At 63.3% G+C, this 24,160-nt stretch carries 31 protein-coding genes and 1 pseudogene; 2 read left to right on the top strand and 30 right to left on the bottom strand.

The genetic code is table 11. From position 1 onward, the window contains the following. Nucleotides 1-438 precede the first annotated feature (438 nt). Together ACH107_RS15965 and ACH107_RS15960 are read left to right on the top strand one after the other, a co-directional pair. Nucleotides 439-687 (top strand): type II toxin-antitoxin system RelE family toxin, encoded by a 249-nt coding sequence (locus ACH107_RS15965; protein WP_412506683.1) that lies wholly within the window; start codon nt 439-441, stop codon nt 685-687. A gap of 2 nt (nt 688-689) precedes the next feature. After that, complete coding sequence (locus ACH107_RS15960) at nt 690-1,046, top strand: helix-turn-helix transcriptional regulator (protein ID WP_412506682.1); 357 nt, start codon at nt 690-692, stop codon at nt 1,044-1,046. A 229-nt stretch (nt 1,047-1,275) separates the two neighbouring features. Here the strand turns inward: ACH107_RS15960 and ACH107_RS15955 are convergent, their stop codons facing one another. The 30 genes and pseudogenes from ACH107_RS15955 to ACH107_RS15810 form a co-directional block, all read right to left on the bottom strand. After that, nucleotides 1,276-1,470: a hypothetical protein gene (locus tag ACH107_RS15955; RefSeq protein WP_412506681.1), complete on the bottom strand. Its 195-nt coding sequence runs from the start codon at nt 1,468-1,470 to the stop codon at nt 1,276-1,278. After that, entirely contained in the window at nt 1,470-2,123 is a 654-nt protein-coding gene (locus ACH107_RS15950) for a hypothetical protein (protein WP_412506680.1), read from the bottom strand. Before ACH107_RS15950 ends, ACH107_RS15955 begins: the two co-directional genes overlap by 1 nt. Beyond that, on the bottom strand, nt 2,120-2,608 hold the full coding sequence (locus ACH107_RS15945) for a hypothetical protein (RefSeq protein ID WP_412506679.1): 489 nt from the start codon (nt 2,606-2,608) through the stop codon (nt 2,120-2,122). Before ACH107_RS15945 ends, ACH107_RS15950 begins: the two co-directional genes overlap by 4 nt. Before the next feature lie 11 nt (nt 2,609-2,619). After that, the gene (locus tag ACH107_RS15940) at nt 2,620-3,399 is read right to left on the bottom strand and encodes a hypothetical protein (RefSeq protein WP_412506678.1); all 780 of its coding nucleotides are present in this window, start codon (nt 3,397-3,399) and stop codon (nt 2,620-2,622) included. Between the two features lie 2 nt (nt 3,400-3,401). After that, complete coding sequence (locus ACH107_RS15935; RefSeq protein ID WP_412506676.1) at nt 3,402-3,692, bottom strand: hypothetical protein; 291 nt, start codon at nt 3,690-3,692, stop codon at nt 3,402-3,404. Between the two features lie 66 nt (nt 3,693-3,758). Further along, nucleotides 3,759-4,874, bottom strand: a complete 1,116-nt coding sequence (locus ACH107_RS15930) for a head decoration protein (RefSeq protein ID WP_412506675.1) — start codon at nt 4,872-4,874, stop codon at nt 3,759-3,761. Then, nucleotides 4,874-5,086, bottom strand: a complete 213-nt coding sequence (locus tag ACH107_RS15925; protein ID WP_412506674.1) for a hypothetical protein — start codon at nt 5,084-5,086, stop codon at nt 4,874-4,876. Before ACH107_RS15925 ends, ACH107_RS15930 begins: the two co-directional genes overlap by 1 nt. After that, nucleotides 5,083-5,430, bottom strand: a complete 348-nt coding sequence (locus ACH107_RS15920; protein WP_412506673.1) for a hypothetical protein — start codon at nt 5,428-5,430, stop codon at nt 5,083-5,085. Before ACH107_RS15920 ends, ACH107_RS15925 begins: the two co-directional genes overlap by 4 nt. 114 nt (nt 5,431-5,544) lie before the next feature. Then, the gene (locus ACH107_RS15915; RefSeq protein WP_412506672.1) at nt 5,545-5,811 is read right to left on the bottom strand and encodes a hypothetical protein; all 267 of its coding nucleotides are present in this window, start codon (nt 5,809-5,811) and stop codon (nt 5,545-5,547) included. Further along, entirely contained in the window at nt 5,808-6,743 is a 936-nt protein-coding gene (locus tag ACH107_RS15910; RefSeq protein ID WP_412506671.1) for a TIGR02594 family protein, read from the bottom strand. The genes ACH107_RS15915 and ACH107_RS15910 overlap by 4 nt, the downstream gene beginning before the upstream one ends. Nucleotides 6,744-7,038: 295 nt before the next feature. Then, a complete protein-coding gene (locus ACH107_RS15905; RefSeq protein WP_412506670.1) occupies nt 7,039-7,686 on the bottom strand; it encodes a nucleotidyl transferase AbiEii/AbiGii toxin family protein in 648 nt (215 codons plus the stop codon). 45 nt (nt 7,687-7,731) lie between these two features. Next, entirely contained in the window at nt 7,732-7,995 is a 264-nt protein-coding gene (locus ACH107_RS15900; RefSeq protein ID WP_412506669.1) for a hypothetical protein, read from the bottom strand. A gap of 367 nt (nt 7,996-8,362) precedes the next feature. Further along, entirely contained in the window at nt 8,363-9,562 is a 1,200-nt protein-coding gene (locus ACH107_RS15895; RefSeq protein ID WP_412506668.1) for an FG-GAP repeat domain-containing protein, read from the bottom strand. Nucleotides 9,563-9,979: 417 nt separating this feature from the next. After that, nucleotides 9,980-10,387: pseudogene (locus tag ACH107_RS15890) on the bottom strand (transposase); the annotation flags it as partial. A 206-nt stretch (nt 10,388-10,593) separates the two neighbouring features. Further along, nucleotides 10,594-10,905 carry a phage holin family protein gene (locus ACH107_RS15885; protein ID WP_412506667.1) on the bottom strand — a complete coding sequence of 104 codons (312 nt, stop codon included), beginning with the start codon at nt 10,903-10,905 and terminating at the stop codon, nt 10,594-10,596. A gap of 20 nt (nt 10,906-10,925) precedes the next feature. Next, nucleotides 10,926-12,017: a phage late control D family protein gene (locus ACH107_RS15880; protein WP_412506666.1), complete on the bottom strand. Its 1,092-nt coding sequence runs from the start codon at nt 12,015-12,017 to the stop codon at nt 10,926-10,928. Nucleotides 12,018-12,030: 13 nt separating this feature from the next. After that, nucleotides 12,031-12,258 (bottom strand): tail protein X, encoded by a 228-nt coding sequence (locus ACH107_RS15875; RefSeq protein ID WP_412506665.1) that lies wholly within the window; start codon nt 12,256-12,258, stop codon nt 12,031-12,033. Next, entirely contained in the window at nt 12,255-12,689 is a 435-nt protein-coding gene (locus tag ACH107_RS15870) for a phage tail protein (protein WP_412506664.1), read from the bottom strand. Before ACH107_RS15870 ends, ACH107_RS15875 begins: the two co-directional genes overlap by 4 nt. After that, complete coding sequence (locus ACH107_RS15865) at nt 12,689-14,965, bottom strand: phage tail tape measure protein (protein ID WP_412506663.1); 2,277 nt, start codon at nt 14,963-14,965, stop codon at nt 12,689-12,691. The genes ACH107_RS15870 and ACH107_RS15865 overlap by 1 nt, the downstream gene beginning before the upstream one ends. A gap of 308 nt (nt 14,966-15,273) precedes the next feature. Beyond that, on the bottom strand, nt 15,274-15,594 hold the full coding sequence (locus ACH107_RS15860) for a phage tail assembly protein (protein ID WP_412506662.1): 321 nt from the start codon (nt 15,592-15,594) through the stop codon (nt 15,274-15,276). An 8-nt stretch (nt 15,595-15,602) separates the two neighbouring features. Beyond that, a complete protein-coding gene (locus ACH107_RS15855; RefSeq protein ID WP_412506661.1) occupies nt 15,603-16,139 on the bottom strand; it encodes a phage major tail tube protein in 537 nt (178 codons plus the stop codon). A gap of 26 nt (nt 16,140-16,165) precedes the next feature. Then, on the bottom strand, nt 16,166-17,413 hold the full coding sequence (locus ACH107_RS15850) for a phage tail sheath family protein (protein ID WP_412506660.1): 1,248 nt from the start codon (nt 17,411-17,413) through the stop codon (nt 16,166-16,168). 90 nt (nt 17,414-17,503) lie between these two features. Then, nucleotides 17,504-17,728, bottom strand: a complete 225-nt coding sequence (locus ACH107_RS15845; RefSeq protein WP_412506659.1) for a hypothetical protein — start codon at nt 17,726-17,728, stop codon at nt 17,504-17,506. A 14-nt stretch (nt 17,729-17,742) separates the two neighbouring features. After that, nucleotides 17,743-18,612, bottom strand: a complete 870-nt coding sequence (locus ACH107_RS15840; protein ID WP_412506658.1) for a hypothetical protein — start codon at nt 18,610-18,612, stop codon at nt 17,743-17,745. 4 nt (nt 18,613-18,616) lie between these two features. Next, the gene (locus tag ACH107_RS15835) at nt 18,617-18,787 is read right to left on the bottom strand and encodes a hypothetical protein (protein WP_412506657.1); all 171 of its coding nucleotides are present in this window, start codon (nt 18,785-18,787) and stop codon (nt 18,617-18,619) included. A 21-nt stretch (nt 18,788-18,808) separates the two neighbouring features. Beyond that, nucleotides 18,809-21,115, bottom strand: coding sequence for a hypothetical protein (locus ACH107_RS15830; protein ID WP_412506656.1), 2,307 nt, complete (start codon nt 21,113-21,115; stop codon nt 18,809-18,811). A gap of 4 nt (nt 21,116-21,119) precedes the next feature. Next, nucleotides 21,120-22,379, bottom strand: a complete 1,260-nt coding sequence (locus ACH107_RS15825; protein ID WP_412506655.1) for a phage tail protein I — start codon at nt 22,377-22,379, stop codon at nt 21,120-21,122. Between the two features lie 11 nt (nt 22,380-22,390). Next, a complete protein-coding gene (locus ACH107_RS15820) occupies nt 22,391-23,278 on the bottom strand; it encodes a baseplate J/gp47 family protein (protein ID WP_412506654.1) in 888 nt (295 codons plus the stop codon). Next, nucleotides 23,275-23,700, bottom strand: a complete 426-nt coding sequence (locus ACH107_RS15815) for a GPW/gp25 family protein (RefSeq protein ID WP_412506653.1) — start codon at nt 23,698-23,700, stop codon at nt 23,275-23,277. Before ACH107_RS15815 ends, ACH107_RS15820 begins: the two co-directional genes overlap by 4 nt. A gap of 20 nt (nt 23,701-23,720) precedes the next feature. Next, a complete protein-coding gene (locus tag ACH107_RS15810; RefSeq protein ID WP_412506652.1) occupies nt 23,721-23,990 on the bottom strand; it encodes a hypothetical protein in 270 nt (89 codons plus the stop codon). Between the last annotated feature and the right edge of the window lie 170 nt (nt 23,991-24,160).

Genomic DNA, 24,160 nt, shown 5'->3' with positions numbered 1-24,160 from the left:
CGGAAACTAGCGATTGTACAACGTCTGCTGCGCGGGGAGAGCCTCGAAGCGGTCTCTCGGGAGGAGAACGTTCCGGTTCACCGCCTGACAGAGTGGCGCAACCCAGCGTCGCCGGACAACGGGCGGTATTGCTGGGGTGAGGAATGCCCCTTTCATACGCGCGCAGCGGCCTTCCCTGGGCAGCCCTGCCGCCCACCGCCCGCTGGTCCGCCTGACCGAGGACGAGCGTGAATACTCCGGCCTCGCTTTCGTCCCCAGGCGGAGCGGGATCATCGAGCCGATCACCAATAGCGTCTGTTGAGCCTTTGATCAGGCGCATCGTCTGCTGGGGATACCAGGTGGAAAGCTGCTACTAAAAATTTTTGCGCTATCGCGTAATTTACGCGGAGCGGTTTTTGCGCTATATTGGAATTTTGTGAGGCAATGGTAGGACACCCGATGCAGATCGCCTACACCAACGTTGCGCGGAAAGGGCTAAAGAAGATGCCTGCCAAGGACCGCGCGGCGCTGATCGCGAAACTGGATGTTTACGCGGCCACTGGTGAAGGCGACGTGAAGAAGCTGGTCGGGAGCGAATACTACCGCCTGCGGCACGGTCACTGGCGCGTCATCTTTGAGGTCGAGGACGGGCTGCTGGTGATCCGGGTCGCCCATCGCAGAGACGTCTACAAGCGAAGGAGGGCCTGAACATGAACGAAGCATTCAACCTGCAGGGTCAAAAGCTAGTCGTTCTGACCGAAACTGAATACCGCAAGCTGCTAGATGATGCTGGCGACATTGCAATGGCCGAACAGGCGCGGGCCGACAGCGCTGGTGCGCCTGTCCTGCCGGCCGATCTGCTGGCTGCGTCCCTAGATGGGACTATGCACCCGCTGACCGCATGGCGGAAGGCCGTCGGGCTCACCCAAGCGGCGCTGGCGAACAAGGCAGGCATCCGCACCTCGACCGTGTGCAACATTGAGAACGGCAAGATCGACCCGCGCCTATCGACGGTGAAAGTCTTGGCCGATGCCCTCGGGGTTGATGTGGACGATCTCGTCGGATGAATGGCGGTTAAATATCTCGATGCCCAGAAACGCAAAAAAACGCCCCGCCCGGCACGAAGCCGAAGCGGGGCGTCTAACAACGGTCTAACATCGGGCGCGGCGGCCGCACCGGGCTGCAAGCCTGCCCCCACACATGCCAGCGGCCGGTGCGGGCCACCGCGCCCATCCCAGCCGCGCACACGGCCGAGATACTGAAAACCCGTTGTCGCCGACACCGGCCGGATCGCGGCTATTTGGGCACAATTTTCAGCCAGACGTCTGCATCTGGGGCCTTCAAATATGGGGTGTCACCCTTCGCGGGCGCCTCTGCCGTAATCGGCGCCTCGACGTCCGCGCCGTAAACGATGTGCTTCACGTCGACCGGAAAGATGCCGATACCGTGCAGCTCGACTTTGAACTGATCCACATTGCTGGCGTCGATCATTATTCCACCTCCACCCAGACGGAGTATTGCCCACTCTCATCGGTGATCTTGTGTTTGATCTTCGCGGCCTGTTCGGCCGCATTGATCGCGTCCAACACCTTCTGCTGTTCCGCGTCGAACACCGCCGCCACGGTTGGGCTGACCGTGCGATGGTTCAGGCCGGTTTCGGCGTCATGCCAAACGAAGGCATCGAACTCGGTCACATCGGCGGTTTGCAAGTCGATGAACGACCAAGTTTCTGCGCCGCTTTCGGCCAACTTCACGCCGTTTATGACCCGCTTGCTGGCGTGGTCATCGCGCAGCTCTTGGTAAACGCGTGCCCGGTGCTCTTGGGCTGCCGATAAGGTCTCATACAGGTAGTTATCCGAGGTCCTGAACAGGTTTTCCTCGATGTGGTCGCCGAAGTACATGATCGCTTCGGGCCGCTCACGAAGCTCGTAGCACCACTCCAGCCAGCCCTGCGCTGTGTCGTGGTTTGGATCGTTACTATTCTTCGCCGCTTCTTCGAGGTAATCCATCATCCCCAACATCAGCTCATAGCCGGCATCATAGTCGTATTCAGTGACCCCAGCCGAAACAAAGAACTTTTCCAGCGTGGCATAGGCGCCGTCACAGACACCCATGTCCTTGAAAAACTTGAGAGTTGTTTTCATCCGACTGCTCCGTAGGCTCGATTTGAACCGCCAAGCCACGTCACCGAGTGGCCGTTTGTCTTGATCGCCTTGCCCCCCGCGGCGCCAGGGTTGCCACCTTGCTGGGAAGAGAGGTCATCAGCGGTCTGCGTTCCCGCGCCACCGGCAGCGCCCCAACCGCCGCCGCCGCCAGCAAAAGGCGTCTGCGGGGTTGGGGTGGTATCACCCCCGGGGTCTCTGACATAGATCGTGAAGGCATCTCCCTTGCCCGGCTGTCCCGGCCCGCCGCCGGGCGCGGCAAACTTCGTGTCAAGGGGAGAGCCAAAGGGCGGTGATGGCCGCCGGTCCGGCGCGCTTGACACCACGAGGGGGTTTTCGTCGATGCGGGGCGTGCTCGTGATGAGCTCGCCAATACCGCTGCTGCTGCCGGGCAGAATGCGCCCGCCACCTTGGCCCGACAGGCCACCAATCTTGAACGGCCCGGAATTTCCGCTTGAGCTACCCATGTCTTATCCTCCTAAATGCCGCCGCCTTCTTGCGCCCCGGCCCCGCTGGCACCGCCCGCGCCGCCATGGCTTGGAAGGGTGGCGCCGACCCAATTGTTCGCATTTGTCGCCACAGATCCCGGCTGACCGATGGCTCCGCCCGGGCCAAAGCCACCCAGCACAAGGCTGTCTGTGTTCCCATGCGGCATCGGCCCGCCACGCCCCCCGCCAGCGCCGCCGCCACCGGGGCTGTGCACGGCTGTGTTCGTGATCGCGACGGGAATGCCGGTCTGGGCGGCACCTCCGCCGCCACCGCCGCCAATATACCCGCTGCTGTTGTCGATGGTGATCGGGCCGTCCAGCTCGACGGCCGGCCCGCCTGTTGTTGGTGCGACATAGCCATTTCGATCAGCCAGCTGATAGCCACCATCGCCACCCTTGCCCATGATGAAGCCCTCGTTGATAAGCGTCAGGCCGCTAGGGTAGGGGCCACCCGTCTTGAGCGCGGCAACCGAGGTGTTGTCTGACCAGATGTAGACGCCATTCGCGACAGTCACCTCAACCTCCGAGCTGCTGTCCCAGCCTTGGCTGGTCAGGTAGTTGTAAAGGTTCAGCTCCCATTGGCTCGTGGTGATCGTTGCGAAGAACGTCGTGATTGCCGACTTGCTGCGGAACGCACCGATCCCGACCGCGCCGCTGGCAGGAACTCCCGCAGCGGCGCCGTAGTATTCGCTGATGGAGTGGGGCGGGTTGCCGCCAAACTCCGTTGCGATGTCGGCCAGAGAAATGGGGCCGGTCGTTGGCAGAGGCATTTTCACAAGCTCCCGAAGGCCGTGACATCACCAAGCACCGTCAGGTTGCCCGAGCTGTCGATCGTCATGATATCGTTGCCGTTGTGGCGAAACGTCAGCGTGTTGTTGGTCGCATGCGCTGTGAACGGGCCCCAGCGCGCACCGACCTCGATGACGTCTTCAGTCCCGTCATCCTTTTTCAGAAAGAGGCGCCCGTCGTGCGTGTTGACCGCAAGCTCGGCGAGCGCGAGCTGGCTGGTGGTGGGGACCTTGTTGGCGACCGAGGATCGCTTGAGCTGGATTGTGCTTGCCATTTGGCTGCCCTTTCAATTCCACATCTGGGAGGGGGAGTGGGGCGGCGAAGGCTGCCGCCCCGGGCATCAGAACGTGCCGCAGTCGAACGCGATGTTGTCGATGCTGCCGCCGCTGATCGCCACATTGTTCGCGGCCTGCGTGGCCATCGAACCGAGGCCGAGATTGGACCGCGCGGTGTCCGCGTTCGTCAGGTCCGAGAGGTTCGCCGACTTTTCGAGCTTGTCGGCCAGCCCATTGGTCACCGTACTGGCGAAGCTGGGATCATCGCCCAAGGCCGCGGCCAACTCGTTCAGCGTGTCGAGCGCGCCCGGCGCGGCATCGACCAGCGCCGCGATGGCGGCCTGCACGAAGGCCGTGCTGGCGATCTGGGTCGTGTTGGTGCTCGGCGAGGCCGTCGGCGCGGTGGGCGTGCCCGTGAACGCCGGGGAGGCGGCAGGCGCTTTTGCGTCCAGCGCGCCTTGCAGGCCCGTGACCTCCGAGATCGCGTGCCCGTGCGCGCTGGGGGCAAAGGTGGACGGCTTGCCCGTCACGCCGCCCCACGGCACGCTGTCGGCCGTATCCGCCGCGTCCACCTTGCCGTCGTCGTTGGTGTCGTAGGTGGCCTTGTGCATGTCGCCGGTGTCAAACGCGGCGATCTCGTTCTGCACGAACTCAGTGGTCGCGAGCTTGGTCGAGTTGTCATTTCCGGCCGGGGTCGGCGCGGTCGGGGCCCCTGAGAAGCTGGGCGATGCGAGCGGTGCTTTTCCGTTCAGCGCGGTTTGCAGGCCGGTGACGTCGGCAATGTCGTGGCCATGCCCGGTGTCGGTTTTGCCATCGAGGGCCGTTTGCAGGCCGTTAACCTCTCCGATCGCGTGGGTGTGCGCGCTGTTGGCCTTGCCGGCCAGCCCCGCATCGACCTGCGACTTGCGGACAAGCTCCGTGCTCGCCGCCGCGTCCTGGCTCGACTTGGGCGCCAGGGAGAAGGTTTTCGCGCCGGTAATGGTCTGGGCGTTGGTCATATCGACAAACGCACCCCGGCCGGCGACCGGAGCGATCGAGGTCGCGTTGCCCGCGCCGTCATCGCCCTTGCCGATGTAGAGCGTGTCATCCACCTCGTTATGGGCGACCTCGCCCGATTTGAGGGCGGCCGGCGCACCGGCGTTGCCGGAGACCCGGCGCTTGAACTGTATCGTGTTGGCCATCAGAAAAAGCCTCCGTTGATGGGTGCGTCGGTTGGCAGGATCGTGATCCCGGGCTGGCCCTGTTCGCCACGCTCGCCTTGCGGCCCGGTTTTACCGTCGGGCCCCGGCAGGCCGAGGACCTTCACGCGGCTGGTGGCGTTTGCGACCCAGACCTTTACGCGCGCTGCCAAGATCGGGCGGGATGTGTCGCGAACAGTGAGGTCGTCGCTCATTGCAGCCCCCGAGTGACAGGGAGCATCACGGGGACCTCGATGAAGAAATTCAGGTGCAGATCGGGGTCGGTGTCGGTTCTGACCACGTCGAACAGAACGCTACCCGGTTTCATTTCGGCCGTCGCAGAGGGCGGGATCACGATCTCGATCTCGTAGTCAGAAAGCCGGACGATCCCGCCGTTGTCGGAGGCAAGGTCAGCCGCAATCTGAGCGGCCGAGATTTTCTCGCGCACATGCGCGCGATAGGACCCGGTCTCGGGGAATAGCGGCGTGTCGGCTTCGACCTGCAAGGTGTAGGCATAGCCCACGAGGATGGCCGGCCCCTCGAATGTGTTTGTCGTCATGGCGTCCACCCACAAAGTTGCTGGCCTGTTTCATTGTGCGCGACGATCTGCTCGACAGTGCCGCGGGTCAGATCGTCCTCGGGGGCCGGCCGGATCGGCGACGCCCAGTCGCAATCACTGGGGTGGGCGCATCCAGCGACGCAGGCGGCGATCAAGATCATCATCGGTGCTTTTGCGCAGATCATCGCGTATCTCCCTTGCGGCCTGACCCGCTTTCACGCGGGCGTCAGCGCGGCGCACGGCATATTCCGCCTCCGCTGCGTGTCTGCCCTGCCGGTAAAGTTTCCAGCCCGCCGCGAGGGCGGCGAGCGCCAGCGCCCCATAGAGCGACGCGCGGCGTCCGAGGGCAGACAGGAGACTAGTGGCGAGGTGGCCGATCATGGTGTTTTCCCGGTGCGGTGGTCCTCGATCCGCGCGCGGCGGGTCTTGGCGGCATAGATGATCACGCCAATGAACACGGCCGCACCGATCCATGGCAGCGCCGCTGCAAGGGCGCTTTCGAGCCCGACGAGTGCCAAGACCCGGTTGGCCATGCTCTGGGCGCCCTCGGCCTGCTCGATTGCCGGGGCGATCTGCGAGGCAACCGACCCGGCTGCGCCCAGCGTGCCAAGGCCGATCTGGGCGTTGGCAGCCGTGACGATCCGGCTCTCGGACGGGGCTCCCGCGGCCCGCTCGGGGGCTTCGTGCCGGGGTGCGGCGTTCTCAAGCGCGTCATTCAAGGCCACGTCGATGATCGGCACCAGCGGCAGGCTGTTGTCGTCGCGGAACGCGAGGATGGCGGCCCGGGTGCGGGGCCCGACGATGCCATCGGCTGCACCCACCTCGTGGTAGCCGAGATCACTCAGCCGCTGCTGCACCTCGCGGACGGTCATAGTCGTGGCCGGGTCCACGTTTCCGACGCGCCGGACGCCCAGCAGCTTCGACTTGGCGTAGCGCTTGATGTTGACCGCGTCCGACTGGTTGCCGCCCAGCACCTCGATCGAGGCGCCGACTTGGCGCAAAAAGAACCCGACGTGGCCTTTCCAGCCCTCGCGCGATCCGCGCCAGAACACGACTATGTCGCCCTCGCGCGCGTCTTCGAGCTCCACGGGCACGCCCCAGTCGAGATAGGACCGGGCGTTCAGGCGGCGGGTGGACCGCAGCCCGGCACGCTCGATGCAATGGCCGACAAAGGCCGCGCACCATGCCACGGCATCATGCTCGACCCAGTCGTGTCCGACGGTGGAATACATCTCCATGACGACCGGGTTGTTCTCTGGGCCGGGGCCTTCGACGGTCCCGATGTAGGTTTCTGCGATTTCAAAGGGGGTCATGCGCGCCTCCATTCATAGCCACAGGCCGCTCAGCGGGCTGCGGCTGTGGTATTGTCTTTTGATGAGGTCCAGTGCGAAGAGCAGGATACGAGTGCGTCAGATTAGTCTTGTGGTTTTCAAGCTGGATTGAGACCACTTAACCTGAGAATACAAAACCGCCCGATGACGCGATCATCAACGAGTGCAGCCGATATGAAAATGTTATGAACGTCAGTGGGAGCGAGAAGCGGCGATTTTCTAGATACCGGAAATCATTCTCGGCTAGCAAGCCGGTTTGTCTTTGCACGCTTCATGCTTAAGGCTTGGTGATTGCCTGTGCCGTGCGCAAAACCTTCAATGTGTCCGCTTGGGCCTTTTTGCGGATACTCTCGAAGCCACGTTTTACATTCAGACTGTCAAGAACAGGTTGCAACAGCTGATTCTGATAGCGTTCAACCACGTTCTGGGCAATCTCAACTTTGTCTGGAAAACTGCTTAGCGGCCTCGCGAGATATTCTACGCCTTTGCTCCGAGCAACGGCGGCAATGTCAAACAAATCCCTCGGCTGTAGTCTGGCACCTCGGTATATAACCTTTTTGGTGACGATTTCGGCAGGTATTTCCAGATCAACCCATACGCCACGGATCTGCTGCCGGGCGGTATGGCCGTCCAAGGCCAAGCCGCAACAGATAAAGTCTATTTCACCGATGCCATCAAAGGTGATTTTCAAGCTTCGGCTGCCGTCGGAGGAATAGTTGCTGGGCAGAGTTGTCAGCACATAATCCTGTGTTTCGGGGTTGAGAAATGGAAGTATCTGGGGGTCACGAATGAACATATCAATATCATGACTTTCCCGATGACTTATCTGCAGCATCAAGGCGGTGCCACCGCCGAAAGTCCAATTGCCATTCAAATCTGATCCTGGGTTGGCTTGTTCGATGATTGATATGGCGATATCGAACAATTCAGGCCATCGACTTGGCGAGGGCGTATTCATTACCGTATGGACTTATGATGCCAGAGGCAGGGGAAACGGGCAGGATGCTTGTAGAAAATTTGCAACTCCATGAACCTTTTCTGATGGTAGGTCCATCTCAGCAACAAACGCTTTTTGTAGATTTTCTGGAACTTCAGAAAAAAAGGAAAAAACAGGCCCCATAGCCATCTGAGCGGTCTCAATGTCAGAAATAGCTTTGGCAAGCTGACACGCAGAAAGCGTCGCACCATACGGTGCGTTGACGGTCCCCAGGATTTTCGACGCAGTGTACGTCATTCATGTTTCTCCAAACATGCCGAGCTGCATTCGACGACCGAGCGCTATCATAGTTATTTTGCGGGGCACACGTCAACTGGGATTTCAGCAAGCGGTTCAAGGTGATGATGATGCTCGGAATGGTGTCGGGAGCTGCAGCAGCCAGTGTGGCCTGACTGTCTTCAGGCACTGGGCGGTTCCGCGTGGCTGGTCAGTCATTCGTGTCTTTGCCGGCTGAAGCCGTTCTGTTCGAAGCGGAACCCAGGCTGCGATTTGCAAAGGGCGGAGTGTGGAACTCGTCTTCTCGGTGAAAATCCAATTCGTTAAACAAATTTCACACTGAGGACGCCCATATACCCAAAAAGGCTGGGGAAACTACGGAATGGGGCTATTTTGCAATAAGCTTAAAATCATCGCGCCTACTGTCGGATCCAATGAACACAAGGCCGTCTTCTTGCCAAGATATTAGCCAAGGAAACCACCTTGAAGTTCGATCGCAGTAGGCTAGGCTCGATTGGCCTGTCTGAAGGTCAAATCTTTGAATGCATACCCCTTCGTAAAAGGTCCCATCTCCACCTGATGTTCTAAGTATCCAAAGGATGCGGTTTCCTAAAGTCCCAGTTGCTACAGCGTCAAGAACCACACCTTGGCCCGGAACCGGTGGGATTACAAATTTTCTACCCGCCTTAAATCCATACTCAGATTCGTTTAAGAAGAGCGTGGTCACTGCATTGTCAAATTCATGTCCGCCCACAAAAAGGTCGAATCGACCATCCCCGTCGGCGTCAGGAAGAGTTACAGTATAGTAATTCGCAGGCTTACGCAGTGCCGCAGGTAAGAAACGCGTTGTTGACCTAAATGTAGCGTCTTCTCTTCCAAGCCAAATTTTTACTGGATTTTTGTCAAAGTTATTTGTTACGATTACATCAGGATTGCCATCACCGTTCATATCTGCAGATGCAGCGCTATGAAAAAAACCTACATAATTAGCGGCGTCTCTGACTTTGAATCGACCATTTGGCTGACTTAGTATGATCTGATTTTTTTCTCCAGGAAAGGGCTCTGTGTCCCAGCCGTGGCAAGCAACAAAAACGTCTAATTGACCATCATTGTTAAAGTCATTTGTGATCGCCTTTCTTGGATGAATACAGCCATTTCCCTGACCATCAATCAAAGTATTGTTCTTAACAAAACCTCCGCTTGAGGTTCCAACATACAGTACAATGTTGCTACCTGATGCAGACATTGGGGTCTGATTTTGCATATCGTACGTTTGCTCCATGACTAGGTAGTCTTCATATCCGTCATGGTTTAAATCAGCAAAAATTCTTGTTGTATCCCAGCCTCTGCCCGGTAAATTTTTGGGAACAGCATTTTCCTTAGAAAGTTCTGTTGAAGTTGGGACCGGTGCTCTCTCTATTGCACTGTCTTGTACGTCGATCGAGGCGCCGGGAATACACCCAGCCACCAAAATAAATTGGAAAAATACCGCTGTCTGTTTAATTTTTTTGATCATTTGATATGACATTCCCCAAGTGTCCTGCAGCATGACAAATATAACGCTGGATGAAGCTGCGCGGTCAAGCATTTTCTCTTCCCGGAACCCGCTTGGCCTGGCTCAGACGTCCGGTTGTGGGTGTTTCACGCCAAGCGGCGGGGTCATACTCTGGCTTTTGAGGCGTTTTTCAGCGCGTCGGAAAGACCAGTCGAGCCGGTTTCGTGCAGCGTTTGGGGTCTGGATTGCGGTCAGGCGCATGACGGTGGCGCTCGCAGTCGATGAATGGCGGCCAGGATGGCGCGCACCATCTTACCGGACACCGCGGTCTCGGAGAGTTGAAAGGTGTTCGCCCGGGCATGGCGCACAACGCGGGCGCCTGTCTTCCTTCTCGGTGATGCAAGCATCACCTGCCAGGCAGTGGATCAGCTTGAGTTGCAGGCTGGTCAACGACCAGTCAGCCATTTCCTCGGGCAACTCGATGCAGCGCCGGAAGGTTGCGAGGTTGTAGGCCAGCGCATCCCGGTTCTCCGGCTGGGCCAGCGTCTCCGTCTCGAACCGCCCCATCTGCGAGGCCGATGCCGCTTGCGCAACGACAGCCCTGCCGCCGACAACCTGACGCATGACCGGATCTAGCGCGAGACGGTCAGCATCGTTGACGTCCTCGTATCCGGCCAACCGCCCGAACACCGATTGCTGCAACAGCCCGTCGAGCCGGTGGACGGTGTTCTTGCCGGGGCGGGTGTCGGACATCGTCGCTGACGCCAGACTGGACAGCCCAAGCGTGTCATTCAGCTCGCGCATCACCAGCAGACCGCCGTCCGAACTGAGCTGTGTGCCTTTGAATTCCAGCCGAACACGAGGGGCGAAATCCACCCGATCTGCCCACTGCAAGCCCGCACCCTCTGGGTGATCCATGAAACACGCCCCTCACAGATATCAACACCTTGATTGACATACGAAATACCAAGCTCAGGACAGCGAAATCAGCGGGCTACTTGGGGAGTGCGGGGTCAACATTGTTCAAGGCGTTCTCGGCAGCTGCCCGGCCATATGCCACTAGTACATCGGACTTTTCATGTATGTTCTGGTGTAGTTGGCAAAGCGCTGAGCGCGTCTCGTGCTTACTTCTTCTGGCCAAGCCATGCGGCAAGAGCAGCCTCCGCGCCGCGGGGCCCGAGGTAGGCAAGCGTCGCCACGAAGCCGGTGGAGACCGGTTGGGTCAGACCGATGTAGGTTGCCGCAGCATCCCCGATGAGGGCCATGCCGACCGCCACGGGGATTTCCCAGAGGAGCTCTTTGCCGAAGAATTTGCGCTTGCCCAATTTGACCTCCCCTGAGTGCCACATAAGCCGCCCGGTAAATGCGCCGATCAAAGTTGTGACCGCGCCCCCGAACAGGTTGTTGATCATCTCGATGAAACTGTTGTCCGGCATGCTCGTGTTCCTGCCTTGGATTAGAACGGTCCGGTTGCATCCGGCTCTATAGCGAGCGGCGCTTGGGCCGCTGTGTTTTCGGACACGGGGTCCGTCTTGGCTTCGCGCGCATCGCGGCCCGCGCCGTCCTGCGGCTGCTTGAGGTCGAGGGAGGTCACAAAGCCCCCGCCGCGGGTCAGCGTGTGTGTGACGGCCTCGATACGATAAGCGCCGTCCAGGCCCGTCCGGGTGCCGGCCACCACGCAAAGGCCGTCGGGGACAGCGCCCGTGTTGCCCTCGATCGTGACCGTGCCTTCGCCTGCATCGTGCTCGGCCGTGGCCGCGTCACTGTCGGCCTGCTGGCTCGCCTCGGTCGCGCCCGCCCGGGAGAGGCGGGCCGCATGGATCGCCTGGACGTCGAGCCCGGTGCTGCGCTGGACCAACTGCCAGCCGGCGCGGGCCACGTCATACCAGCGCGCCCGCACTTCGCTGAACTGGGGGCGGCCCAACTGAGGGGTGATGTCCCAGCTGTGCAGGTTCTCGCCCCACACGGCCCGGACGGCCGCCTGATAGTCGGCGTTGCGCTTTGAAAGGATCACCGTGTCGCCCACGATGCGGAAGTTGCCGCCGATCTCGCGCGCCAGCCGCTCGCCCATGGCGATGAAGCTCTCGTCGCGCATCTCGAAATAGGTCCGAGTCAGCCCCCGCAGCCCGGGGTCGATCTCGATGTTGGCGATCCCGGCAAAGCCTGCGGCGTCGCGGAGGATTGTGTCGACAGTGACGTCGTCCCAGTGGCGCTGCTGGCCCTCCTTGACGGGGCCAGTGGTGTCCATCCCCTTTGCGGTGATCATGAGGCGCCGGCCGGCGCCGCGGTTGCCGGAAGATTTCACCTCGTCTACCGTGCCGCGGAACACGGTCCGCATCCCCTCGCTTGACCACCCAAGGCCAACCTCGACCTTGGCGCCTTTGCGTGGCAGGACGATCCGCCCGTCGGCGTCGTCGATCTCAAGGTCCGCGCTGTCTGTGTGCGTGCCCACCTTGTCGGAGACCCGCAGGCCGAGCAGGACCGGGATCAGCGCGGTGGTGATATTGGTCCCGGCGACCGTGACGTTGAACACCGCGCGCTTCGACATGGGGGCGGCCTCCTTACCAGAGCCGGATCGGGTCCAAGAACTGCTGTTCGCGCGGGATCGGGATCGGCATCTCGAAGGTAATCCCGGCGGGAAGGGTCTGGCCGTGTTCGGCCAGCCCGGGGTTGATGTTGTAGATTTCCGAGACGAGCTCCGGCATCGGCCGGCGGAACCGACGCCAGGCGATCAGGGAAACCGTCAGGCCATCGCCGGCTACGGTCACGGTTTCGGTAATGTCGCTCATCGGTTCACCCACAAAAAGATGTCTGCCAACAGCGAGAAGAAGCTGCCCGCAGACGGGCTGCCACACCGCTTGACGGTGATGTCCAGGTCGATCACCTTCCCCACGCCTTTGGGATCGAGGTAGGTCGATCGCTCCTGCACATTGAGGATCACGACCCAGCCCATGACCGCGCCGTCGCCGCGCATCAGATATTGCGGCTGCCCGGAGGCGCGCGCCTGATAAAGCGTCTCAAGCTGGCCCAGCCCGCCGAACTTCTCGGGGTAGAGCTTAGCCTCGATCGTCCAGCTTTCCGGGCCTTCGCCCACAAACTCCAGCGGTGGTCGGGCGCCGAGGACAGGCTTCTCCGCGAAACCTGCCTCGTGCCCGTGCCCATAGGTGCTCGTGTTGAACGGGACGACCTCGAACTGAACGGGGCCCAGCATCATCAGCATTACGCAAACCTCATGCCTGTATCGGCGAACACGCCGCGGAAGGCCTCGCGGACCTCGTCGCGCATCTGCCGAGAGATTTCGGCTGCGAGCTGCTGCGGGTCCGAAACCCCGCCGTTGACCGTGATCGGCGCGTTGATTGAGACCTCAAAGCTGCCGCCCATGGGGCCTTGGCCCGTTGAATGGACGTAGCCGTTGCGATTGGCCGTGATCAGCTCGGGGCCTTCCTCGCCGACGAGGTAGCGACCGCCGCGAGAAATCGGCCCACCACCGGCCCTTGTGCCGTCGAGGTAGTCCTCAATCTCTTGTCGCTCCTCGTCCCCCATCGGCGGCACGCCCGCCACATCGGCGCCTGTGCGCGGTGGCAGCACAACGCTGGGCTCAATTGTCGGGGAAATCACGACGTCTGGTTGGCCGCCCGTCAGCAGGCTTTTCAGGTCGATGTTGCCAATCGCATCGGCGATCCGGCCCGGGATGCCCCGCACCCACTCGATGAGCTCACCGAACTTTTCGACCATGCCGTCCCAGAGGCCCTGAATGGCTTGTCGGCCGATTTCGAGCAGGCGTCCGGGCAGCCCGAGGAAGGTGTTGATGATCTCCTCGGTGCGCGCGGTGATGGATGCCCGTTCTTCCTCGGAAAGCTGCTCGCGGGTGAAGAAGTCGCTCTCGAACAAACCGGAGATGAACTCGAACAGAGACGACGCCGCATCGCGAAGGGCGCGGAAGGGGGTCAACAGCGTATCCACAACCGGTTCAAGGCGCTCGAGCAGAGGGCGAAATCGCTCGATCGCGGGGTTCAGCCGATCCATGATGACGCTGCCCACGCCCTCAAAAATCGCCGTAAGGCGGTCCCAGTACTTCCAGATCGTGAAGCCCGCCGCAGCCACGGCCGCCGCGATCGCCGCGAAGGTGCCCCAGACCGGCGCCGAGATCGTCGCCATCGCCGCGCCGATCGCCGAGATGCCAGATGCAAGAGCCGACACCCCGGGCACCGCCAGCGCGACCCCGGTCAGGCCAGCGCGGATGCGGCCGATGGTGCCGAGCGGTCGCCCAGTCATGGCCGCCAGCGCCGTTTGCAAGCCGATCATCGAGGACGCGGCTGCCTTGGCGCCGATCGCGGCGCGACCGATGGTGTTGTATCCGGCAGCGATCAGCGACAGCACGCCGCCGCGCCCCAAGAGCCCGGCGAAGCGCATCAGGGACATCGCGCCCTTGAAGGCGATGACTGCCGCCGTGGCGCCTACAACAGCGAGGGTCACGTCCGGGTAGGCGTTGGCCAGATCGGCCAGCCGCGTGATCAGCGGTGCGATGGCTTCGGCCAGTCGCGAGATCGCAGGCATCAGGCCGTTGCCGATGCTGATCTGCAACTCGGTCAGCACGTTCTGAAACCGCTGCATGTTGGCTTGGAACGTGTTATTCCGCGCTTCGAATTCATCGAATGCCGATCCGGCGTAGTTGGCTCGGTCGCCGACCATGCCGAGGGTGTCCTCGACCAGCCCGAGATTGGTCAGCAGCGGGCCGAGGGCGCGGGCCTCGTTGCCAAATAGCTGCGATGAGATCGCCGCACGCTGCTCCTTGGGAAGCTGGCTGATCCGCCGGAGCACGTCGACCGTCGTGCCGACCGCGTCCTCCTGCATCTGCCGCGCGACCTGCTCGGCATCGAGGCCCAGCTCTCGGAAGGCCTCACGTTGCCTCCCGGTCGCCGCCTCGCCCAGTGTGAGCGCCCGGCCCATGTTGCGGAATGAGGTCGCGGCCACTTCGGACTGGGCCCCGGCTGCCACCATCGCCGATGCGAAGGCAGACGTTTCCTCGGCGGTGAAACCGAACATGGACGCTTGCGCGCCCACCCGCTGAACCACGTCGAGGACTTCCGCGGCGCTGGAGGCCTGATTGTTCGACAGGTGGTTCATCGCGTCCGCGAGGGACACCGTTTCGTCGATCGTCAGCCCGAGCGCCGTCATCAGGTTGGCCATGGAGCCGCCGGCCTGATCTGCACCGATGTCAAAGGCCACGCCGATGCGGGAGGCCGCATCCGTGAACCGGATCAGGTCGTCGCCCGCGATGCCCGCCTGACCGGCGGCCGCGGCGATGTCGGCCAGCCCGTTTACCGAGATCGGGATTTCGCGAGACAGGGCAAACAGGTCCTGCTGGAACTGCTCGAACGCGGCCGGGGTCGGGAAATCCACGACCTTGGCCACGTCGGCCATCGCGCTCTCGAAGTCTGACGCCGCTTGGACCGGGGCGCCGATGGCCTCACGCAGCGTGTAGAAGCTGGCCACGGCATCGACGACCCCGCCGCGCGCATCGGCCAGCGCCCGGTCGTTGCGGGTGATCGCGGCGTTCAGCCGGTCCCCGAAGGTGATCGGCTGGTCGTTGCTGTCGCTGATCGTGTTCGAGATGCCGGCCAGCGAATTCGCCGCCCGGCGCGCAGGCCCAGTTACCCGGTCGAGAAGCTCGACGACCAGTTGCGATGTCAGCGTGGCCATGGATCACCTCTTTTTCGTGGCATTGGCGAGGCGTCGCGCCTGTGCGTGCCAGAGCACGACCTCGGACCACTCCATCTCGTCGAAGGCGGTCAGCGGCGTGTTCAGCCAGTGGGCGGTTTCGGCGACGACGCTTCGCCACTCGGCGACGCCGTGCCCTTTGGGAAAAAACCCGCGATCACCCCGGAGAGCGCGGTGAAGTCATCGGTATCGAGCTCCTCGATCGCCTCGGACGGCAGACCGGTCAGCGTTGCGGCCATCATGATGCCCTGTTGGAGCTGGTCCTCGACGCCGTCGAGCGCCGCCTGCATGCGCTTGAGGTCCTTGACCTTGGGCTTGCTAATCTTGATCTCGGTGATCTCGCGCCCCTCCCAGCTCAGCGGCTCGGAGAGGCGGACGGTCTTAGGTGCTTTGGGGGCAGTCATGGGTCACCTCAGGAGCCGTTGGGAATGCGCAGGATCGCGCGCTCGTCGCCATTTTGCGACGCGCCGTTGACGCGCCAGTCGCTGGAAAAGAAGTCGTAGTAGTACTTCTCCGCCCCGCCAAAATAGAGCTCGTAGTGCATGATCTCGGAGATTGTATAGTCGAAGCCCTGCATCTCGCCGCGCTGGAATGCCTCGGGGCTGGCCGCGCCAAGGCGGCCTTCGAGCACGGCCTTGGCCTCGATGGCGATGCCGTTGCGCTTGTCGCGGATCGAGCCGTAGGCGGTGAACTTCTTGCGCGCTGTGGCGCCCAGCCCGAAATGGGTCAGAAGCTCGGGGTCCCAGCCGGCCAGCTTGAAGCTCGCCTCCAGTTTCTGGATGCCGACCGCCACCTCGATCTGGACCCGGGAGCCACCGGGGTGGTGGTCCTGATACATCTCCTGAAGGTTCGGGAGTTGCAGCTCGGCCAGCGTGAGGTGCTTGGACGCCGTCGGGTCGTCGTCGCCGCAAAAGAGGTTTGCGGCCTCCATGATGTAGATGTTGCTCATCGGAGCGTCTCCTTTTCTCGGGCCGGTCAGCCGTTGATCGTGCCGACCTGCGCCAGCAGGTCATCGAGCAGCGCGTCGAGCGCCGGACGGTAGCGCGCGGACTGGATGCCCAGATACCGCGCAACCGGGGCCTCCTCGGCCGCGAAGTTGACCGTGAAGCGGCCCTGACGCAGCTCCTCGGGGGTGTTCTGGTCCCGAGTGAACTTGATCTCGTAGCCGAGGATGTCGCCGTCGGCCTTGAGGTTGCGCAGGCCGGTGTCCATCGTGTTCAGGATCGCCTGAATGGTCTGGCCGTTGACATTGTAGCGGCCAAGGTAGAACCGCAGCGTGCGCAGCAGCATCAGGTGGATGAAGTCGCGCCCGCGGGTCACGTTGTAGAACCGCCAGAGATCATCCTCGCCGGCGTTGTCGGTGCCCACGAAGACGAAGCCGCCCTGCGCGATGGCGCTCTCGACACCCATCTCGCCGCGCAGCAGCACGCCGATATTGGAGGCCAGAAGGCGCTGGCCTTCGGTGGCGCCGTCAGTCAGCGAGAAGTTGATCGGGCGCGACGGGCCGACGATGCCCTGCACCGGCTGGTTGGCCCAGCTGTGGAAGGGGCGGCCCTGCTTTTCGTGGTCGCGGCGCACGCCGATGCCGATGACGGCAGGCGAGAGCGGCTGGACGACCGGAACGCCATCCGAAAGCACTCGGACCGCCGGGTCGACCGGGATCAGGCGCTGCGCACTGATGGTCTCGCGCCAGTCAATCGCGGCCTGCTCATCCGTGGCAGGACCATCGATGACCGCGTGGGCCAGCAGCTTTTCGCAGACGGGCGGCAGCGCGGCGCAAACCGCGTTTGCATCCGGTGCGGTGCGTTGGCTGGTCAAGCCGGGCGCGCAAAGCAGGCGCGGGATCACGCCGAGCTCGGAGCCAGCGTTCAGGAACGCCTGCAAGCCGGTGGCGACGCCGTCGCCCACGACGTTGGCGATCGTCGCATCTGGGTCTGCGCCCTCGTCCACGCGCACGACCACGACCTGTGCGGCCACCTGATATTCACCGAGCTGGGCGTTCAGTAGCGTGATCGCGTCGCGAAGGGTGCCCGTGGCACCGAGCGCGGTCAGCTTGGTCGCGTCATCGGAATAGAGGAACACGGGCGTGTCGAGCGGGAACGCGGCGGCATCCGCGTCGGGCGCGGTGCCGATAATGCCCACGACGGACATATCGCTCCACACCGGGGGGCGCGGTTCGCTGTCGATCCGCGAGATGGAAATGCCGAACGTCGGGTCGGACATGGGAGAGCCTCCTTCAATGAGAGAGGCCACGCAGGCGGTGGCGCTGCGCGGCGTGCTTTGACGTGTAGGTTTTGCGGGGTGGCCTTTGCCTCAGAACGAGAGCTCGGGCGTGGTGATGTCGAGGTCCGACTTCGTCTCGGACCGGATCAGGACCTCGAGGATCAACGCCGGCCCGGCCGACGCATTGGGCTCGCCGAAGATCTTGAGCGAGCGGACATGGCCCCCGGCCCCATCGTCGACCGCATCCGAGACCTGCACGTCCCGCACATCGGTGATTTCGAGCTTGGAGCTGATCTGGTTGAGTGTGGAACGCATGGGCGAAGCATCCTTCAATAAGTGCCGCCATCGAATTGCTCGGGCGTGTTGCCGAGGGCCTCGACGGCGCTTTCAAGCTGCGCATTGGCAGCCGCGTTGGCAGAAACGGCCGCCTGCAGGCCATCGAGGATGGATTGCAGGTTGCTGATTTCGGCGATGCCGTGACCGTGTGAACTGGCCGCTTTGCCGGCCAACTGGCTGGTCAGGTCGGGAATATCGCCGATGCCAAGGGCAACGGGCCCGGTCTGCCCGTTGACGGATAAGACCGGCCCGGCTTCGAGCAGGTCCTCGGCTGCGTCCGCCGCCGTTGCCGCGTCCTGTGCGGCCTGCTGCGCCAGCGCCAGAGCGTTTGAAACATCCGCTGCGGTCTCGATCACCGAGGCCGCGATCCCGGCGCTGGCCGAGATCACCCAGTGATCATGCGCCGCCGCGCCAAGGTTGCCGTTGACCGCCACGATCTCGCCGGCAAGGCCACCGTTCTCGCGGGTGTAGCTGTCGACCCGGAACACGGCCCAATCGTTGAGCGACTTGTCCACATCGCGGGTCAGCACGACAAAGGGCGTCGGCGCGAACAGGGCCCGCGCCGGCGTGTCGTCGATTTCAAAGGTCGTTTGCAGGCCGACCGAGACCGTCAGCGAGGTCGAGGATGTCGCCACCAGAAACCCGTTCTCGGCAGCCGCCGATGCGGTTGCGAGCGCGGGCCCCAGAACCTGGTTCACCCGGCTCAAGCCCAGCGTCACAAGGCTGTCGGTTGCGTCGTTGACCCGTGCGATCTGCGCATCGAGATCGGCGAGGCTTTCGGCGATCAACCGGTAGCGCCGATTGAAAAAGTCTCGGTCGAGGTCCTGGCTGTCACGAACTCGTAGGTCCTCGAACCTCAGCATGGCGTCACCCCTTCTTGATCGGCTCGGCCGTGGCGATGGCCTCGGGACGGTCGGCCTTGAGCGCGTCGTAGACGGCGGCCTTGATCGTGTAGCGGGCGTCCGGCCGGAACCGGGCGCCTGCGTGTTCAAAGGGACGGTTGACCGTCACCTGATAGTGGGTCGGTTTGGATGCCATCTGGCTGTCTCCTTATTCGGGTCAGGACTGCGCGTATTCCATCAGCTCGCTGACGAGGAACGGCACGGCCGCGCTCACCGTCGCGCCCACGATCTTGACGGCGTAGGTGCTGACCGAGGTGACGTTGAAGATCGACGTCCGCCGGATCGTGCCGTCAGCGAGGACACGATCCTCAACCACATCCGCGTCCTCGGTGCCGTCCAGAGCCGCGCCAGTCAGCAGCGTGACGGTGCAGTCGTGGTTTGCCTCCTCGTAGTGCTGGAGATCGGTGACGATCTTGACGCTGGTGGTCGGCGATCCGAGCTCGCGGGTCTCGGAGACCCATGTGAACGCCGTCTTGGGCCGCGTGACGACCGCCTGAGAGCCGTTCAGGCCGAAGCCGGGCATCAGGTCCGTGGTGCCCGTCAGCGTCATGCGCACCGGCAGAATGGCCGGCAGCCCCGAAAGGTCCGGGCCATCGGCATCTCCATCGAGCGCGACCCACGCGCCGTTGACCTGCACCTCGATGTCGGTGCGGCAGGCCGGGGGCGTGACGCCCGGGTGCAGGACATCCAGATCGAGGATGCCGCCGGCAAGCTGAAAGGCGTTCAGCTCGACCGAGACCCGCGTCCGCTCGAAGCGCGCGAAGTAAAGGCGCATCTTCATGTCCTCGACGAGGTTCCCGGCGAAGAACGCGCCGTCGGTCGAGACGAAGAACGTGCCCTGCACGACCCCGTTGTCGCTGTTGCTCATGGCGACGTAGTGATCGCCCGTGGTCACCAGCACGATCGCATAGCGCCGGCCGGCCGTCAGGAACGTCGGCGTGATCGGAAGCTGGGTCTCGACCAAGGACGGCAGGCCGACCTCGGTTGAGACCGCGCCGACCTCGATGTCCTCCACCGGCAGGGTGGTGCGCGAGATCACGCGGCCCAAATCCGGCATCCCGAAGGCGGTCTCGGTCACAAGGACCGTCACGTCCCCGTCGGCGGCCTTGCGCGAGAAGTAGAGGCCGACTTGGCTGAGCCAGCCGTCTTGGCTGTTCAGGAAGGTCTGGGCGATTTGCTGGCCGTTGATCGTCGTCGTGTTGGTGACGCGATCCCAGTATTGCTCCTCGTAGGTGTCGATCCAGAACCGGCGGACCCTGATCCAGTGGACGTTGCCGTTGGGCACGCGTGCGCCGTTGGGCATCCGGTCCGGCACGCCGTTGGTCACCTCCCACGTCTCGCCATCGCGGCGGAACACATTGTCCGCGAGATCGTAGGCGCCCTGCCGCCACCAGCGCGAGTTGGTGCAGACGACCTGCGAGTTGCCATAGCGCCGGCGGGTGCGCGCCCGCGTCAGCTCGCGGATTTCCGTGGTCTCGAAGGTATACTGCGCCATCCGGTTTTCGGAGGAGTATCCCGTCAGATCGAGGCGCACGGCGTTGCCGTAGCGGGGCAGCACGAAGCCGCCCGTGTTGGAGATGTAGACGTTGTTGGGGTTGAGCAGCGCCAGCTCGGTGCTTTCCGACCCGGCCCGGGGGAAACGGATGCCCTCCTCGACAACCGCGTCGAAATCCGGGTGCTCTGTGGCCGTGCCCTCGGCTGTCAGGAAGTGGTTGGTGCCGTAGAAGATGTAGGCGCCCGGGGCGTAAACCTCCTCGCGCAGCTCGTTGACCTGCTCGGTCAGCTCGACGATTTCCGCCTTGGTGGCAAAGCCTGCAAGCCGGTCGGCCAGCGTTGAGAGGTCAGTGCGAAGGGTATCGACCTGACCGCTGATCTGGCCGCGCCAGTTTTCCAGCGCCGTGGTGCGGTTGGACAGGTTGCGCAGGTTTGGCAGCTGCGTGGGCTGCCATTGCTCGATCGAGATCACGCCGGATGTGTCCAGCAGAACAATAGCCAGCACGGTGACGTTCGCATCGGTCGCCGGGTAGCTGGGGTCGGGCGCTTCGGTGCCGGCAACGGTGGAGACTTCGGCGCGGCGCAGGTTCTCCATGGCCACGGATTGCGGCTCGGTGGCGCCGGTCTGCGCGTCGATCAGAAAGTCGCGCGGCTGCACGTCCGTCTCAACCTCTTGGCCGAAGGCGACGATGGCCACGCGCTTGCGCGTGACCAGCGGCAGGACGTTGAACAGATCGACCACCACGTCCTCGTTGCGGGCATAGACCGCGCCGCCGGCATAGAGCCGGCCCGAGGACATCGTGACCTCGGTGGCCGCGGTCTTGGTCGCGGAAAAGCCGGCGTAGCCTTTGCCCGCGTCGATGGCGTCGCGCACGATGTGGTCCATAGACGCGCGGGCGAACTCCTGTGTGCTGTTGAGATCGGCCGACTGAAGCTCTTGGCGGTCGCGATAGATGACGGTGCTTTGCATGGTCTCAAACCTCTATGTATTCGCCGATTTTCAGGGTGCCGACGTCGAAGCGGTCGCCCGCCCTCGGCAGGCGATAGGTCTTGGTGTTGATCAGGACTTTATCCCGGAGCGATTTCGAGATGCGCACGGCGTCGCGCGCATCCGCGATGGGCCTCTTGCTGGTGGCGTTGAAGTAGCCGTTCACGAATGGCCCGGCGGTTCTCGGCGCGCGCCGCCCCTTGATCCGGGACAGAGCCTCGGCCGTGTAGGGCGGCATCCCAAGCCGGGTGACGCCAAGGTGGGTGGTGCTCGATCGGCCCTCAAAGGCGAGGTCCGGGTCGTGGATGTGCCACCGCTCGTAAAGGTACTGCCATGCGATCGTGGGCGGCAGGCCGGCCCGCTCGACGCGCGCGCCGGGGGCGCCGGGGAAAAGGGACGCTGACTGCGCGGGGTGCGCCTCGGCGATGTATTGCGGCCTCACGTCGATCAGATCGCCGTCCGGCAAGACCGTCGTGTACTGCTCCCGGCCCAGCCGGTAGCTGTAGTCCGCCGCCCGGGGGATGCGCACGATCCGCCGCCGGACGCCCACGTCGTCGACCAGATAGGAGGCGGCCGAGGGCTTGGCGTTGAGGTGGATCGCCCGCGTGGGCTTTGGCGCGAGGACAACCTCGTCGTATTCGGTCGCCTCGAAGCTGCCCACCGTTTCCGGCGTCACCGTTCGGATCGTCAGGTCGGTTTCGGTCTCCCCGTCGATCAGTTTGGCGGTTCGGATGTATTGCGTGCCCTCAAGGCTGACCGGGTTGACCGGGCCCAGCGAGGTTTCGTTAAGCCCGCGCTTCATCGACAGAAAGCACCCGAAAGCGCCCGTGATGCCGCGGGCCACAAAGGGATAGACCCGGAGCTGCGCGAAGCGGCTCAGGAAGGCCTCACGCTCCTCGTCGGCCAGCGAGCGTGACAGATAGGTCTTTGAGGGCGGTACGATAAAGCGCAGCGCCTCTACATCGACCACGGCCAGCGCTTCGGCAATTGCTGTCTGTGTGCCCTTGATCGCGTGGAACGGCAGCGACCGCGCGGTGCGGGCGCGCCTCAATTCCTCGTCCCAGTCCTTGTCCCAGAGATCCACCCCGAGGCCCCATGCGAGCCACGGCAGGTGATCTGCGGGCACATCATAAGGCTTGACCAGCTTGCGCAGATCAACCGGCAGCTCGCCGATCCGGGCGCCGGTGAGGTCGGCGGCCTCCTCGAAGGCGGCCCGGTTATCCGGCAGCAGGGTCTCTCGTGCCATGGCAGGGGTTCCTATTCATCGCGGAGCGTGGCGATTGTCACGTTGATGGCGTCGATCGCGTAGACCTCCTTAGGCCCGAGGACGATGTCCTGCGCCGGGGAGGCCAGATCGACCGAGTGGACGCCCTCCTGATGGAGTTTCGAGAAGATCGCAGACCGGCGCAGGTTCATGCCCAGCATCCGGTTGGTCTCGACCCAGTCCGTGATGGCCGCGAGCGCGCGGGTGCGCACCACATTGCCTTCCGGGCCGGGGTAAAGCGTCAGCTTTGCGTCGATCGAGGCGCGATGTACACGCGGCCCAAGCACCTCGACCATATCGGTCAGGGGGCGCACGTCGTCGGCGATCAGCGACGCCCGCACCGCCTCGCGCTCTGCGGAGCTGGGGCTCGGGTCGGCACCCGCCCGCAGCATGGTTATGCGGACACGGCCTGGGGCGTCTGTCGTCGCCGTGGCGTCCCGGGCCCATGGGGCCGCCGCAAGCGCGTGGTAGACATAAGCGCCCTCGGGGCCGGCCACCGAGAAGGCTTCCGGGGCGAGCTGCACCCGCCGGCGAAGCCGCTCGTCGTCCTCGGGCACCAGCGCGCCGGAGGCGTCCTCGACCTGCATCCGCTGCGTTGCGAACAGCGCGGCGAGGTGATCGAGGTTGGTGCCGTAAGCCGAGGCCAGCAGCACCGAGCGGGCAGCGTCGTTAATCCGCCCGCGCAGGAGCATTTCGCGGTAGGCAAAGGCCTCGATCAGCCTGCGCGCCGGCTCGCTTTCGAGGTCGATCACCCCGGCGATGGCCGGAAAGCGCGCGACGAGGTCGTCCCGCATATCCTTGACGATCGCCTCGTAATCGAGGGCCTCGATCACGTCCGGCGGGGTCAGACCCGAAAGGTTGATGGCGGTAAATCGGCTCATGTCCCGGCCTCGCGTTCTTCGATCAAAACCCCGTCCGGGTTGGCATAGGCGTCGATGCGCCGTGCCCCCTCGACGGTGAAATCGCCGAAGTTGGCGCGGGGCCGATACTCCCCCTCAAGGAAGAAGTGCAGCGCCCCGCCACGGGTGGCCTCGACGATCTGGATGCGGGTGACGCGATACCGCGGCTCCCACTGCTCGATGGCCGAGGTGGCGGCCGCGAACCACGGCGTGACTTCGTTCGGCGTGATATTGCGGCCCAGCAGGTTGGGGACGAACGACCCATACCACTCCCGCATGACGCGGGCGCCGAAGCGGGTGGTGAAGATGTCCTGCAAGGACTGAACGACGTGCGGCCAGTCCTCAAGGACGCCGCCGGTGGCTGCGTTGAGGCCGACCGACGGGCTCGTGTAGCGCGTGGCCATCGGTCAGCCCTCCCGTTGCCTTACTGAGCGCCTTCGCCGGCTTTGTCGCCGCCCGGGTCGCCGCCCGTGGCGCCGCTGGCGTCGCCACCGCCATCGGCTTTCGGGGTGCCCTTGGCCGCCTTTTTGCCCTTGGTGGGCGCGGCCTTCTTACCGTCGAGGAGCTGCAAGGTGCCGAGGCGAACTTCGTGCTCGGCCTGTTTCTCGGTCAGGGTCAGGACGGCCCCGACGCCGGTGTTGTTCTGCCCGGCGACAAAGCGCCCGGCCTTCTCGGTGATTGCGTAGCGCGGCATCTGCGCCTCCTTTTCAGGTTCATTTGGGCGGACTGGTGGTGCCGGCGCCAAGACCCGGGGTGTCCGTGTGGGTGGATTGAGCAACCTGAGGTCTGGAAATTCTGCTGAGAGCGGGTCATGCATCCTGGCATTCCCATTTGATGTAGGCCTTCGTTTCGGAGGCCCATTTT

The organism is Roseovarius halophilus (ex Wu et al. 2025), from assembly GCF_047086965.1.
This window is presented reverse-complemented; position numbering and strand designations above follow the sequence as displayed.